Source organism: Thermosulfurimonas marina (assembly GCF_012317585.1).
Lineage (GTDB): Bacteria > Desulfobacterota > Thermodesulfobacteria > Thermodesulfobacteriales > Thermodesulfobacteriaceae > Thermosulfurimonas_A > Thermosulfurimonas_A marina.
Genome location: NZ_CP042909.1, coordinates 1,359,100 through 1,372,468 on the forward strand (window position 1 = coordinate 1,359,100; position 13,369 = coordinate 1,372,468).

Sequence of the window (13,369 nt, forward strand, 5' to 3'; positions counted from 1 at the left end):
AGAGCGCCATGGCGGAGGATGTACGCAAGATTGTAGAGTTGATGAGCAAAGAAAAGGGGCTTCCCAAGGAGGTCATTGTCTCAGCCCTGGTGGAGGGGATGCGGACCGCGGCCCAGAAGCGCCTGGGGCCCGAGGCGGAGGTGGAGGCGGTTTACAACGAAGAAAAGGGCGAAATTGAGGTCTATCGCCTTTTTGAGGTGGTAGAGGAGGTCCGCAATCCCCAAAAGGAGATAGCCCTTTCTGAGGCCCGCAAGAAGAATCCCGCGGCCCGGGTGGGGGACGTGATCGGAGAGCCGGTGGATGTGCGGGGGCTGGGACGCATCGCCGCCCAGCTCACCAAGCAGATCCTCACCCAGAAGATTCGCGGGGCCGAACGGGAGATCATTTACGAGGAGTACAAGAACAAGATCGGGGAGATTGTGAGCGGTTTTGTACACCGCTTTCAGCGACGGGACGTCATCCTTTCTCTGGGGCGGGCCGAGGCCCTGCTTCCGGAAAGGGAACAGATCCCCACGGAGAGATATCGCCGGGGAGAGCGTCTGCGGGCCCTTCTCATTGAAGTACGCAAGAGCGGGGATCCCCAGTTGGTGGTCTCCCGCACCCATCCGGAGTTTCTGAAAAAACTCTTCGAGCGCGAGGTGCCGGAGATCCGGGAGGGGATCGTGAAGATCGTGGCCGTAGCCCGGGAGCCCGGACGAAGGGCCAAGATGGCTGTAGTCTCCAAGGATCCGGAGGTGGATCCCGTGGGGGCCTGTGTGGGGCTCCGGGGATCCCGGGTGCAGGTGGTGGTCCAGGAGCTCAAAGGGGAAAAGATCGACATCATTCCCTGGGATCCGGATCCGGCCAAACTGGTCTATCACGCCCTTTCCCCGGCGGAATGCACGCAGGTCATCGTGGACGAGGAGACCAAGACCCTGGAGGTCATCGTCCCGGACGATCAACTCTCGTTGGCCATCGGGCGCGAGGGGCAGAATGTGCGTCTGGCCTCCAAGCTTCTCGGCTGGCGCATCGATGTTTATAGCGAGAGCCAGTGGGCCCGGCGTCAGGATCCGGAATTTCTCAAGATGCTGGAGATAGAGGGGCTTTCGGAGGAAGCTGCCGGAAGGCTTTACGATCAGGGAATCAAGAGCGTGGAGGCCCTGGCTTCGACGGAGCCGGAAAAGGTGGCCGAGATCGCCCGCCTCAAGCTTTCGGAGGCCGAAGAGGTGGTGGCCCGGGCCCGAGAAAAACTTAGCTCCGGAGAAGGTGAGCCGAGGTAAGCATGTTCCGATCCGGATGTGTATCTTTTGCGGAAGGCGTCTTCCTAAGGGGGCCCTTTTGCGGCTGGCCCTGGACGAGGCCGGGCGGGTGGTGGCCGATCCGGAGCAGAGGCGTCCCGGACGGGGGGCCTATCTCTGTGGCGAGGAGGCCTGTTTCCGCCGGGCCCTTACCCTCAAGGGGAGACGGCGGCTTATCTCGGCCTTTCGGGGACGGGCCCGGGAAATCTCCCCGGATCTCCTGGACAATCTGGCAAAGCGAGGAGGCTTGAAGGGTCATGAGTAAGATCCGTATTTATGACCTGGCCAAAGAACTGGACCTCGGTCCCAAGGAACTGGCCGAAAAGGTAAAGGCCATGGGGATCGAGATCAAATCGCATTCCTCCACCATCTCTGAGGAGGAAGCGGAACGGGTGCGCCAGTCCCTGGCTCAGGAAAGGCCGACGGAGGAAACTTCTGCGGAAAAGGGGCCCTCCGAGGAACCCCAGGCGGTAATTTTCCGGCGCCGGGAGGAAAAAGAGGCCCGTCCCAAACGCATCAAGCTCAAGATCCGGCGTCCTAAACCGGAAAAGGAGACCGAGGAGAAGCCGGAGGAGGCTAAGCCTCTGGAGGAAGGGCCTCCCAAGGCGGAGGTCCCGCCGGAGGCTCCCTCTGCGGAGACTCCCACCGAAGAGAAGCCGGAGGAGGCCCTGGAACTCAAGGCCCGGATCATCACCCGGGTAGACACCGAGGCTATTTCTCCCAAGCCCAAAAAACGGGTGGTCAAAGATTTCAAACCCCGGCGGGCGGCTCCGGCTCCTCCGCCTCCTCCAGAACCCAAAGAGGAAAAGAAGGTCGCCAAAAAGAAGAAGGAACGCCCGGAGACCGAGGAAAAGCCCAAGAAGGGCAAGAAGAAGGTGGCCGCCGGGCCCAAGAGCGAGCGGGAGGAGATCCTCGAGGAACTGGAGTTGATGGAGGAGCTGGAAAAGGGCCCCGAGGGGCTGGAGATGCTTCCGGAAGGGGAAGAAGAGGCCGAAAAGGTTCCTTCTCGCAAGCCTCAGGCCAAGGAAAAGGCGCCGGAAAGGCCACCTACCCTTCCTCCCAAGAAGAAAAAGATCAAGATCCATGGGACCATCCAGGTGGGCGAGCTGGCCAAGGAGATGGGGGTTAAGGCCGCGGACGTCATCCGCAAGTTTATGGAAATGGGGACCATGGTGACCATTAACCAGTCCATCGATGCGGAGACCGCGGCCATCGTGGCCTCAGAGTTCGGCTACGAGGTAGAAGCGGCCACGGTGGAGGAGGAGGCCCTGCTGGAGTATGTGCCCCCCTCCCCGGAGGAACTCAAGCCCCGGCCGCCCATCGTGACCGTGATGGGACACGTGGATCACGGAAAGACCACCCTCCTGGACGCCATTCGGCACACCGATGTGGCCGCGCGCGAGGCCGGAGGCATTACCCAGCATATCGGAGCCTACAAGGTGCGCCTTCCCGATGGTCGGGAGATCACCTTCATTGATACCCCGGGGCACGAGGCCTTTACCTCCATGCGGGCCCGGGGGGCTCAGGTTACCGACCTGGTGATCCTGGTGGTGGCCGCCGACGACGGGGTCATGGATCAGACCCGGGAGGCCATCGACCACGCCCGGGCCGCCGGAGTGCCCATCGTGGTGGCCATTAACAAGATCGACAAACCGGACGCCAATCCGGAAAGGGTCAAGAGTGAGCTGGCGGAGCTGGGTCTGGTCCCTGAGGACTGGGGTGGGGAGACCCTGATGGCGGAGGTCTCGGCCAAGAAACGCCAAGGGATCGAAGACCTTTTGGAGCTGGTGCTGCTTCAGGCGGAGATGCTGGATCTCAAGGCCGCTCCGGATCGGCCGGCCCGAGGCCGGATCATCGAAAGCCGGCTGGACAAGGGAAAGGGGCCGGTGGCCACGGTCATCGTTCAGGAGGGAACCCTGCGTGAAGGGGATCCCTTCGTGGCCGGGATGACCTTTGGTCGGGTGCGGGCCATGCTCAACGAGCGGGGCGAGCGCCTCAAGGAGGCCCCTCCGGCCACCCCGGTGGAGGTCCTAGGCTTTGAGGAGGTGCCTCAGGCCGGAGACGATTTCATCGTCATGCCCGACGAGACCGCCGCCCGGCGGGTGGCCGAATACCGGCAGCGCAAGGCCCGGGAGGCCGAGGCCGCCCGCGAGGCCCGGCTTTCCCTGGAGAGGGTCTTTGAAAAACTCAAGGAGGGCGAGGTCAAGGAGCTCAAGATCGTGCTCAAGGCCGATGTGCAGGGGACTCTCGAGGCCCTGCGGGACGCCCTGCAAAAGCTTTCCACCGACGAGGTGCGGGTGAATATCATCCGGGCCGGAATCGGGGCCATCAGTGAAAGCGACGTCATGCTGGCCGCGGCTTCGGATGCGGTGGTTATCGGCTTTAACGTGCGTCCCACAGGTAAGGCCAAGGAGATTGCCAAACAGGAAAAGGTGGATATCCGGTTTTATGACGTAATCTATCAGGCCATCGACGAAGTGAAAAAGGCCCTCTCCGGAATGCTTGAGCCGGAGTATGAGGAGCGCATCGTGGGGGTGGCCGAGGTGCGGGCCACCTTCCGGGTGCCGCGGGTGGGCACCGTGGCGGGCTGTTACGTGAAGGAGGGCAAGCTGGTGCGCGGAGGGAGCGTGCGCCTCCTGCGGGAGGGCGTGGTAGTCTATAACGGAAAGATCGTCTCCCTCAAGCGTTTCAAGGAGGACGTTAAAGAAGTGGCCGCGGGCTACGAGTGCGGCGTGGGCCTGGAGAACTTCCAGGACATCAAAGAAGGGGATGTGATCGAGGCCTTCGAGATGGTGGAGATCCGCCGGGAAGTTTGAGATGGTGGTGGGCATCGCCCGCATGGAGTTTTATCTTCCGGGAAACGGCTCGCTCAAGGGCAAACGTCAGCGGGTAAAGAGTCTTATCCACCGGCTGGAGGCCCGCTTTAAGAAGCTCTCCGTGGCCGAGGTGGGAGATCAGGACCTCTGGCAGCGGGCGGTGATCGGGGTCTCCACCGTGGCCTCCGATCAAAAGGTGGCCGATCGCTATCTCAACCAGGTCCTCTCCTTCGTGGAGGACCTGGACGGGATGGAGCTTATTTCGGCGGAGATCGAATTTCTTTCCTTTTGAGGTTCTCATGCACTACCGACATCTCCGGGTGGCGGAACTCATCCGGGAGGCCCTGGCGGTCATCCTTTCCGAGGAGGTGCGCGACCCGGATCTCCAGGGTTTTATCACCGTCTCCGAGGTGGAGGTCAGCCCGGACCTCCGCCGGGCCCGGGTGTATTATCGGGTCCACGGAGAGGCCGAGGACTGGGCCCGGGCGGAACGGGGCTTTCGCCGGGCCCGGGGTTACATCCGGTCCCTTCTGGCCGAACACGTCTATCTCAAGTACATTCCGGAACTGGAATTTCACCCGGACCACCGGCCCGAGGAGACCGAAAGGCTGGAGGAGCTTTTTGAAAGACTCAAGCAGGGAAAAGATTCGGGAAATCTTTGAAGGGCCCGGGCCCTTCCTCCTGGCCACTCACGTTCAGCCCGATGCCGACGGCCTGAGTTGTGTGCTGGCGGTGCATCTCTTTTTCAAGGCCCGGGGGGTGGAAAGCTACCCCTTGATAGAAGACGATCCCCCCGAATTTTTGGACTTTCTTCACGGCTTCGGGGATCTTCTGCGCCCCGAGGCCCTTCCGCGAAGGCCGCAGGAGTGTGTGGCCCTGGTCTTTGACCTTTCCGAGGCCCAGAGGCTGGGAGGGCTTGCGGAGCTGGTCCTGGCCGCCCGCGAGCGGGTGATCCTGGATCACCATGCGGTAAGCGGCCAGGCTCTTTCCGGCCTTCTACTCCAGGATCCCCGGGCCCCGGCCACGGCCTTTCTGGTCTATCAAATCCTGCGGGACCTGGGAGGGCTTCTCCCGGAGGTGGCCGAAAACCTTTATGTAGGGCTTTATAGCGATACCGGAGGGTTTCGTTTTGAAAATACCCGGGAGGAGGCCTTCCTGGCCGCGGCGGACCTGGTGCGGGCCGGGGCCCGGCCGGCCTGGGTGGGGGAGAGGCTTCTTGAAAACTACCCTCCGGCCCGCTTTGAGCTCTTGAGCCGGGTGCTCGAAAGGAGGGAGGTCTTTGCCGGAGGGCGGGCCGTGGTCTCCTGGCTCACCCTCAAGGACTTTGAGGAGGTGGGAGCCCGTCCGGGAGAGGCCGAGGATTTTGCCACCTTCCTGCGGAGCATGCGGGGGGTGAAGGTCTCCGCCCTGGTGAAGGAGCTTAAGCCCGGGGAGATTGGGGTAAGCCTGCGCAGCCGGGGAGAGGTGGATGTGGCCCGGATTGCGGCCTCCCAGGGCGGAGGGGGACACGTGCGGGCCGCGGGCTTTCGCCAGAGGGAAAAAACCCTGCCGGAGGTGCTGGATCTGGTCAGAGGCCTTCTTTCGTCCGTCCTGGAGGTGAGGGCATGAAAGTCGAAGGGGTGCTGGTACTCGACAAACCCAAGGACCTGAGTTCCACCGAGGCCGTGGAGAAGATCAAAAGACTTCTCCGGGTCCGCAAGGCCGGCCACGGAGGAACTCTGGATCCCTTTGCCACCGGCGTCCTTCCCATTTGCCTGGGAAGGGCCACCAAAATCGCGCAATTCATCTTGGAGGGCGACAAGGTTTATCAGGGGACCTTCGAGCTGGGGATCATCACCGATACCTACGATCTTACGGGAGAGGTGGTGGAAAGGCGTCCGGTGCCGGAGCTTTCCGCCGAAGAGATCCAGGAGGTCATGCAGGGTTTCGTGGGAGAGATCGAACAGGTCCCCCCACCTTATTCCGCGGCCAAGTATCGGGGCCAGCCCCTTTATCGTTGGGCCCGCAAGGGGGTCAAGGTGGAAAAGGAGCCCAAGCGGGTGGAGGTCCTGGAGTTTCGGGTGCTCGCGGTGGAGCTTCCCCGGGTGGAATTCGAGGTCTATTGCAGCAAGGGGACCTATGTGCGTTCCCTGGTGCATGAGGTGGGGCTTCGGCTAGGCTGCGGGGCCACCCTGGTGGCCCTGCGTCGTTTGCGCAAGGGGCCTTTTACCCTCGAGGAGGCCCTCACCCTGGAAGAAGTAGAAAGGCTTCAGGCGGAGGGGCGTCTGGAAGAGAAGATCCTTTCGGTAGAGGAGGCCCTTTCTTTTATTCCGGCCATTACCGTCTCTCGGGAGATGGCCCGGCGCATCCGGCAGGGACGCCCCTTTTCGGTGAGCGTTCTGGGGAGCCTGGTGCGGCTTCAGAAGGTGGCGCGGCGACCGCGGGTGCCTTGGCTGCGTATTCTGAGCGAAGACGGGGATCTGGTGGCGGTGACCTACTATCCGGAGCGTTTTTCCGGAGAAGGCTGGGCGGAAATGTTGCGGGTTTTCGTATCCTGAGGTTAGATAAGGGCAAGCTCCGGGGTTGGTCTAGACCGCCCGGGGGCTTAATTCATATTAAGGAGGAGGGAAGATGCCGCTTGATCCGGAGATCAAGACCGAGATCATCAAGAAGTTTCAGCGTCACGAGAACGACACGGGCTCGCCGGAGGTCCAGATTGCCCTTCTTACGGCCCGCATCAAGCAACTCGAGGAGCATTTCAAGGTCCACAAAAAGGACCATCACTCCCGGCGAGGGCTTCTCAAGCTGGTAGGGCAGCGCCGCAAGCTCCTCAACTATCTACGACGCACGGATTTCCAGCGTTACCAGAACCTGATTCGGGCCCTGGGATTGCGGGGCTAAGAGGAGGGCCGGATGTATCGTGTAGAGACAGAGATCGGGGGCCGCCCCTTTGTGCTGGAGACCGGACGGGTGGCCCGGCAGGCCCATGGGGCCGTTCTAGTCAGTCACGGGGACACCGTGGTTCTGGTCACGGTGGTGGCCTCGGAGGAAAAGCGGGATCTGGACTTTTTACCCCTGACCGTGGAATATCACGAGATGTATTACGCCGCCGGGCGCATCCCCGGGGGCTATTTCCGGAGGGAGTTGGGCCGTCCCAGCGAAAAGGAGGTCATTACCGCCCGGCTCATCGACCGGCCTATTCGGCCGCTTTTTCCCAAGAAGTGGCGTTACGAAACCCAGGTGATCGCCACCGTACTCTCCCTGGACCCGGAGGTAGACTCGGACATCCTGGCCATCACCGGGGCCTCGGCGGCCCTGGAGCTCTCTCATCTTCCCTTTAAGGGCCCTATTGCCGCGGTGCGCGTGGGAAGGGTGAACGGCCAGTTTGTCCTCAATCCCACGGCCTCCGAGCTTCGGGAAAGCGACCTCAACCTGGTGGTGGCCGGCAGCGAGGAGGCCATCGTGATGGTAGAGGGCCTGGCCCGGGAGATCCCGGAGGCGGTGATGGAGGAGGCCCTCTTTTTCGCCCACGAGGGCCTGAAACCCCTCCTGGCCCTGCAACGGGAGTTGCGAGAGAAGGCCGGCCGGCCCAAGATGGCCTTTGAGGAGCCTCCAGTAGACGAGGCCCTGCGGGCCCGGGTCTTCGAGCTGGCCGAGGCCGGAGTGCGCGAAATCCTGGAGACTCCGGCCAAAGTGGAAAGAAACCGTCGGCGCAAGGCCTTGTTTCAGGAAGTCCTGGCGGCCCTAGGTGAGGAAGCTTCGGGACGGGAGGCCGAGGTACGGGAGTATCTGGACGAACTGGAAAGGACCCGCATGCGGGAGATGGTCCTTTCTGAGGGGCGGCGCATCGACGGCCGCGGCCCGGAAGACCTCCGGCCCATCTCCTGTGAGGTCTCCGTCCTTCCCCGGACCCACGGCTCGGCCCTTTTCACCCGGGGGGAGACCCAGGTCCTGGTGGTAACCACCCTGGGAAGCTCCGAAGAGGAGCAGCGGCTGGACCTTCCGGGAGAAGAGATCTTTAAACATTTCATGCTTCATTACAACTTCCCTCCCTTCTGTGTGGGAGAGGTGAAACCCCTGCGTGGGCCTTCGCGCCGGGAGATTGGACACGGGATGCTGGCCGAAAGGGCCCTCACCCCGGTCATTCCCGGGGAAGAGGAATTTCCCTACACCATCCGGGTGGTCTCGGACGTGCTTGAGTCTAACGGTTCCTCCTCCATGGCCACGGTCTGCGGGGCCACGCTCTCGCTCATGGACGCCGGGGTCCCCATCCGGGACATGGTGGCCGGGATCGCCATGGGGTTGGTGAAAGAGGGCGAGCGGGTGGTGGTGCTTACGGACATTCTGGGCGATGAGGACCGTATGGGGGACATGGATTTCAAGGTGGCGGGCACGGAAAAGGGGGTCACCGCCTTTCAGATGGATGTAAAGGTGGCCGGGATTACGCGGGAGATTATGGCCCGAGCTTTAGACCAGGCCCGCAAGGCCCGGCTGAAGATCCTGGAGATCATGCGCCAGACCATCGACCGACCCCGGGAGACCCTTTCGGTTTACGCCCCCAGGGTGATCACCCTGGAGATCAGTCCGGACAAGGTGGGCCAGATCATTGGTCCCGGCGGCAAGACCATCAAAGGAATCATCGCCGCCTGTGGAGGAGAGGTCAAGATCGACATTGAGGACCAGACCGGCCTGGTGCGCATCTACTCCTCCAACCTGGAGGCCGCGGAGAAGGCGGCCAAGATGATTGAGGAGCTGGCCCAGGAGGCCGAGGTGGGCAAGGTCTATCTGGGCAAGGTCACCCGGGTCACGGACTTCGGGGCCTTCGTGGAGCTCTTTCCGGGCACGGTGGGGCTCATCCATATCTCCCAGCTGGATCACCGCCGGGTGCGCAAGGTGACCGATGTCCTCCAGGAGGGGGACGAGGTCCTGGTCAAGGTCATCGATATCGACAAGGCCGGGCGCATCAAACTCTCCCGCAAGGCCGCCCTGGAGGAATCCGTGCGGGAGGTGGAGGAGGATACCGGAGAGTCTTCAGGCCAGTAACCACTCCAGGACCGCGGCATGCAGCCACATCTTGTTTTCCGACTGTTCCCAGACCACGGAACGCGGTCCTTCCAGCACCTCCTCCGTGATCTCTTCCCCCCGGTGGGCGGGAAGACAGTGAAGCACGATGGCCTCCGGGGCCGCGTGTTTTAAAAGCTCGGCGTTCACCTGGTAGGGCTGGAAGACCCGCCGCCTTTCCTCGGCTTCTTCTTCCTGCCCCATGCTGGCCCAGACGTCGGTGTTGACCACCTCGGCCCCGCTTACGGCCTCCACCGGGTCCCGGGTAAGGATGATCTTGGCCCCCCGGGAGCGGGCCTCGGAAAGGACATCTTCGGCAGGATCGTAGCCCTCGGGACAGGCCAGACGCAATTCAAACCCGAAAAGGGCCGCGGCCTCGATCCAGGAATTGGCCATATTGTTTCCGTCCCCCACCCAGGCCACTTTAAGGCCTTCAAGGGGGCGCCCGGTCTCTACCACGGTCAGGACATCGGAAAGCACCTGGCAGGGGTGAAACTTGTCCGAAAGGCCGTTGATCACCGGTACCGTGGCGTGGGCCGCCAGCTCCTCCACCACCTCCTGGCCAAAGGTGCGCACCACCAGTCCGTCCACATAGCGCGAAAGTACCCGGGCGGTATCCTTGAGGGGCTCGCCCCGGGAAAGTTGTAGATCCCGGGAGGAAAGGAAGATGGTCTGGCCGCCTAAGCGCAGCATGGCCGCCTCAAAAGAGACCCGGGTGCGGGTGGAGGGTTTTTCAAAGATGAGGCCCAGGATGCGGCCGAGAAGGGGTTGATGCGGGATTCCGCTTTTAAGACGGCGTTTGATCTCCAGGCCCCGCTGGACGAGGAAGCGGGCCTCCTCCGGCTCCAGATCGAAAATTCTTCGCAAGTGCCGCATGAGCACTCTCCTGAAAAGGATTATAGTCTAAGAAGCTAATCTCCGGAGAAAGAAAATGTCAAGCATAGGGGAGGAAAAGGCCCGATTGCGGGCGGAGATGCGGGCCAGACGGGCCGGGCTTTCTCCGGACCTCCGGCGGCACCTCTCCCGGAAGATCACCGAAAGACTCCTGGAGCTAGAGCTCTTTCGCCAGGCCCGGGTGATCTTCTTTTTTGCCTCCTTCGGGGACGAGGTGGAGACCTGGGAGGCCCTGGGCCGGGCCCTTCTTGAGGGAAAGGTGGTGGCTTTGCCCCGGACCCATCTTCGCGAGCGGACCCTGAGCTTTCATCGGCTTTACACCTTGGGGGAGCTGGTCCCCGGGCCCTTCGGGATTCTCGAGCCCCCGGCCGAAAATCCGGAAATCCCTCCAGAGGCTGCCCAGCTCGTTCTGGTGCCGGGCCTGGCCTTCGATCCCCAGGGAAGGCGCCTGGGTTACGGTGGGGGATTTTACGACCGCTTACTTTCCCGGACCCAAGGCTTCCGGCTGGCCCTAGCCTTTGAATGTCAGATAGTGGAGAGGGTGCCCACCGAGGCCCACGACCTCCGGGTGGAGGCCATCCTTACCGAAAAAGGTCTCAGGAAGACTCGGCCTTTTTTCCGGAAGCCAATTCCTCAAGGCGGGCCAGGCCCTTTCTCTCTCCCAGAACCACCAGGACGTCTCCGGCCTCCAGACGATAGCTGGGAGGGGGATTGAAGATCATCTCCCCGGCCAGCTTTTTGACCGCAAGCACAATGGCCCCGGAGACCTCCCGGATGCGGCTGGAAAGGAGGTCGCGGCCCACCAGGGGAGAGTCGGGCCGGAGGCGGACCTCCTCAAGCTGGAGCTCGAGGTTGGCCTCCGGGGTGGTGAGTTCTAGGAAGTCCGTGACCGCCGGGCGCAGGATGGCCAGGGCCATTCGTCGAGCCCCGATGAGGTAGGGGGAGAAGACCTGATTGGCCCCGGCCTGGCGCAGACGCTTGACCACTCGTTCGTCATCGGCCCGGGCCATGATGAAGATCCGGGGATTGAGGCTGCGGGCGGTAAGGGTGATATAGACGTTGTCCGCATCGGAGCGCAGCACGGTCACCAGCCCCCGGGCCCGCTCCACCCCGGCCTTGAGCAGGACCTCCTCGTTGGTGGCATCCCCTTCCAGGAAGAGATAGCCCTCCTTTTCCAGCTCGGGGATGACCTCCGGGTCGTTTTCGATAACCACAAAGGGGACTTCCCGGACAATCAGGCGGCAGATGTGTTTGCCGATGCGGCCGTAGCCGCAGATGATGTAATGCTGGCGCAGTTTGGATATGCTGTCCTCCATCTGTCTCCTCCCAAAAAGATGGGGAAAAGTCTCGGAAAGGATCAGTTCACTCACCAGGCCTATGGCGTAAAAGAAAAGGCCCGCCCCTCCGAAGGCAATGAGGATGGCCAACAGCCTTCCGGCCGTGGTGTGCGGCACTATATCCCCGTAGCCCACGGTGGTGATGGTGGCGGCGGTAAGGTAGAAGGCCTCAAAAAGGGGCAGGTGTTCCAGGAAAGCAAAGCCCAGAACTCCTGCCCCTATGAGGGTGGTAAGGATCCCAAAGCCGAGGGCCAGGCGCCTCAAGTAGGGCATGGCCTTAAAGTCTCAGGGCTTCTTCGAAGATCTGGTAGAGTTTGCGCAGGTCTTCCCGGTAGTCTTCGGTGAGATGGAGGTGGATCACCGGCCGGCCGGCCTCCTCCAGGGCGCGAAAGTCTCCGTAAGCCTGGGCAAACTGGAGATCCCAGAAGGTGATTCCCTCTCCGGGGATGACCTGCTCCGGTCGGCGCCCTCGACGGGTAAAGATGATGAAGCGTCCGGAGATGGTTCCCCCCTTGAAAAGCTGTCCGGTGGAGTGGAGATAGCGGGGCCCAAAGCCGAAGACGGTGCTGCACTGACGTCGGCCGCGGATGAGGGTCCGCAGGTCCCGAAAGATCTCTTCGATCTCCGGCTCTGGCGGCAGATAGGCCAGAAGTCCCAGATATCCCCAAGGGGACATCTCCTGGAAGAATTTTTTGATCAGGGCCTTGAGGCGGGGATACTCCACCTTGGCGGTTTCCGCGTAAAGAAAACCGATTCCCGTGTCCTCATCCAGGTAGAATTCCACCGGGAACTCTCCGGTGCGCCGGAATTTTTCTACTAGTTCCCGGGTCTTCTGCTTGGTGCGGACCACATCCGGCTCATCAAAGGGGTTGAGCCCCATGAGGGCCCCGGAGAGGGCTACGGCGATTTCCCAACGCACACATTCGGCAAAGATCTCGTAGCGGTCCTCCAAGAAATAGGTCTTGAGCTCGAAGTCCGCCTCCCGCAGGTCGGAAAATAGCCGGCGGTAGAGATTTTCTCGCCCCCGGAGCCCCAGATAGACGAAATAGCGATCCGGGCCGTAGACGGTGGGAGAGCCCGGAGCCTCTCCCACAATGGGAATGATCCCGGTGAAGTTTTTGCCCAGGCTTTCGGCTATGAGCTGTTCCAACCACCAGGCAAAGGGACGCAGCAGGGGATCGGTGAGGATGGTGAGCTTGTCTTTGCCATGGACGAAATGCTCCACCATGTACTGGGCCAGCCAGGCGGAGAGATTGTACTCCCAGGGAAGCTCCGGAGAGGAGGCCTCAAACATTTCCCGGGCGGCCCCCAGCGCCCGTTCAAGATCAAGTCCCATGAGGGCCGCCGGGAGAAAACCCACCTCGGTGAGGGCCGCGTAACGTCCCCCCACGTCTTGGGGATGATGAAAGACCCGGCGAAAACCCTTCTCCTTGGCCTCGGCCTCCAGCGGGGAGCCCGGGTCGGTGAGGGCCACGAACCGGGGCCCTGGGGAAAGCCCCCGATCCTCCAGGGCCTTCCAGAAATAGCGGTAGTGGGCCAGGGTCTCCACAGTGGTGCCGGATTTGCTAGCGATGACAAACAGAGTCTTTTCCCAGGGAAGATGGGCCTCAAGTTCGGCGATGGTCTCCGGATCGTTGGTGTCCAGCACGGTGAAACGGGGGTAGCCTTCCTGGGGGCCGAAGATGAGGGACAGGGCCAGGGGAAAGAGACTCGAGCCCCCCATTCCGCACCAGAGGACCTCTTCAAATTCCCCGCGCACCTCTTCGGCAAAGGCCTTGAGCTCCGGAAGTTTGGGCTCCATGCGCTCCACGGCCTTGATCCAGCCCAAGCGCTGGGCAATCCGGGCCTGGATTTCGGGCTCCGGGGTGAAGATGGAGGGATCCTGAGCGAAAAGGCCAGCCACCAGGGCCTGTTTTTCCTCAGGACTCAGGGAAGTGGGCCGCCGCAGAGGGGGTTTTTTCATGAGGGCCTCCTTTCGGGAGAAGCTTTTTTCCTAATTACCTAA

Annotated in this window: 13 protein-coding genes; 10 read left to right on the forward strand and 3 right to left on the reverse strand. The window is 62.1% G+C overall.

What is annotated here, in order from left to right; all coding sequences use genetic code 11:
• Positions 1-8: 8 nt before the first annotated feature.
• The 9 genes from nusA (at position 9) to pnp (ending at position 9,115) form a co-directional block, all read left to right on the forward strand.
• On the forward strand, positions 9-1,259 hold the full coding sequence (gene nusA, locus FVE67_RS07125; protein WP_168719924.1) for a transcription termination factor NusA: 1,251 nt from the start codon (positions 9-11) through the stop codon (positions 1,257-1,259).
• A complete protein-coding gene (locus FVE67_RS07130) occupies positions 1,246-1,542 on the forward strand; it encodes a YlxR family protein (RefSeq protein WP_210534578.1) in 297 nt (98 codons plus the stop codon). Before nusA ends, FVE67_RS07130 begins: the two co-directional genes overlap by 14 nt.
• The gene (gene infB, locus FVE67_RS07135) at positions 1,535-4,093 is read left to right on the forward strand and encodes a translation initiation factor IF-2 (RefSeq protein ID WP_168719925.1); all 2,559 of its coding nucleotides are present in this window, start codon (positions 1,535-1,537) and stop codon (positions 4,091-4,093) included. The genes FVE67_RS07130 and infB overlap by 8 nt, the downstream gene beginning before the upstream one ends.
• Before the next feature lies 1 nt (position 4,094).
• A complete protein-coding gene (locus FVE67_RS07140) occupies positions 4,095-4,385 on the forward strand; it encodes a DUF503 domain-containing protein (protein WP_168719926.1) in 291 nt (96 codons plus the stop codon).
• 7 nt (positions 4,386-4,392) lie between these two features.
• Complete coding sequence (gene rbfA, locus FVE67_RS07145; RefSeq protein WP_168719927.1) at positions 4,393-4,755, forward strand: 30S ribosome-binding factor RbfA; 363 nt, start codon at positions 4,393-4,395, stop codon at positions 4,753-4,755.
• Positions 4,715-5,701: a DHH family phosphoesterase gene (locus tag FVE67_RS07150; RefSeq protein WP_168719928.1), complete on the forward strand. Its 987-nt coding sequence runs from the start codon at positions 4,715-4,717 to the stop codon at positions 5,699-5,701. The genes rbfA and FVE67_RS07150 overlap by 41 nt, the downstream gene beginning before the upstream one ends.
• Complete coding sequence (gene truB / locus FVE67_RS07155) at positions 5,698-6,630, forward strand: tRNA pseudouridine(55) synthase TruB (protein ID WP_168719929.1); 933 nt, start codon at positions 5,698-5,700, stop codon at positions 6,628-6,630. The genes FVE67_RS07150 and truB overlap by 4 nt, the downstream gene beginning before the upstream one ends.
• Before the next feature lie 73 nt (positions 6,631-6,703).
• Positions 6,704-6,973, forward strand: a complete 270-nt coding sequence (rpsO, locus tag FVE67_RS07160; protein WP_168719930.1) for a 30S ribosomal protein S15 — start codon at positions 6,704-6,706, stop codon at positions 6,971-6,973.
• A 12-nt stretch (positions 6,974-6,985) separates the two neighbouring features.
• Positions 6,986-9,115, forward strand: a complete 2,130-nt coding sequence (gene pnp / locus FVE67_RS07165; RefSeq protein WP_168719931.1) for a polyribonucleotide nucleotidyltransferase — start codon at positions 6,986-6,988, stop codon at positions 9,113-9,115.
• On the opposite strand, the gene argF is transcribed toward pnp, so the two are convergent.
• Positions 9,104-10,009, reverse strand: coding sequence for an ornithine carbamoyltransferase (gene argF, locus FVE67_RS07170; protein ID WP_168719932.1), 906 nt, complete (start codon positions 10,007-10,009; stop codon positions 9,104-9,106). The genes pnp and argF overlap by 12 nt on opposite strands.
• 55 nt (positions 10,010-10,064) lie before the next feature.
• Here argF and FVE67_RS07175 point away from each other — a divergent pair, with 55 nt between their 5' ends.
• Complete coding sequence (locus tag FVE67_RS07175) at positions 10,065-10,742, forward strand: 5-formyltetrahydrofolate cyclo-ligase (protein WP_168719933.1); 678 nt, start codon at positions 10,065-10,067, stop codon at positions 10,740-10,742.
• On the opposite strand, the gene FVE67_RS07180 is transcribed toward FVE67_RS07175, so the two are convergent.
• Entirely contained in the window at positions 10,624-11,637 is a 1,014-nt protein-coding gene (locus tag FVE67_RS07180; RefSeq protein WP_168719934.1) for a potassium channel family protein, read from the reverse strand. The two genes, FVE67_RS07175 and FVE67_RS07180, sit on opposite strands and share 119 nt — an antisense overlap.
• 4 nt (positions 11,638-11,641) lie before the next feature.
• On the reverse strand, positions 11,642-13,327 hold the full coding sequence (locus FVE67_RS07185) for a phosphoheptose isomerase (RefSeq protein ID WP_168719935.1): 1,686 nt from the start codon (positions 13,325-13,327) through the stop codon (positions 11,642-11,644).
• Between the last annotated feature and the right edge of the window lie 42 nt (positions 13,328-13,369).

Excerpts from the sequence above, each read along its gene's own strand:
- infB (WP_168719925.1), top strand. The coding sequence starts at position 1,535 with ATGAGTAAGATCCGTATTTATGACCTGGCCAAAGAACTGGACCTCGGT.
- FVE67_RS07175 (WP_168719933.1), top strand. The coding sequence starts at position 10,065 with ATGTCAAGCATAGGGGAGGAAAAGGCCCGATTGCGGGCGGAGATGCGG.
- FVE67_RS07180 (WP_168719934.1), bottom strand. The coding sequence starts at position 11,637 with ATGCCCTACTTGAGGCGCCTGGCCCTCGGCTTTGGGATCCTTACCACC.
- rbfA (WP_168719927.1), top strand. The coding sequence starts at position 4,393 with ATGCACTACCGACATCTCCGGGTGGCGGAACTCATCCGGGAGGCCCTG.
- rpsO (WP_168719930.1), top strand. The coding sequence starts at position 6,704 with ATGCCGCTTGATCCGGAGATCAAGACCGAGATCATCAAGAAGTTTCAG.
- argF (WP_168719932.1), bottom strand. The coding sequence starts at position 10,009 with ATGCGGCACTTGCGAAGAATTTTCGATCTGGAGCCGGAGGAGGCCCGC.
- truB (WP_168719929.1), top strand. The coding sequence starts at position 5,698 with ATGAAAGTCGAAGGGGTGCTGGTACTCGACAAACCCAAGGACCTGAGT.
- nusA (WP_168719924.1), top strand. The coding sequence starts at position 9 with ATGGCGGAGGATGTACGCAAGATTGTAGAGTTGATGAGCAAAGAAAAG.
- FVE67_RS07185 (WP_168719935.1), bottom strand. The coding sequence starts at position 13,327 with ATGAAAAAACCCCCTCTGCGGCGGCCCACTTCCCTGAGTCCTGAGGAA.
- pnp (WP_168719931.1), top strand. The coding sequence starts at position 6,986 with ATGTATCGTGTAGAGACAGAGATCGGGGGCCGCCCCTTTGTGCTGGAG.
- FVE67_RS07140 (WP_168719926.1), top strand. The coding sequence starts at position 4,095 with ATGGTGGTGGGCATCGCCCGCATGGAGTTTTATCTTCCGGGAAACGGC.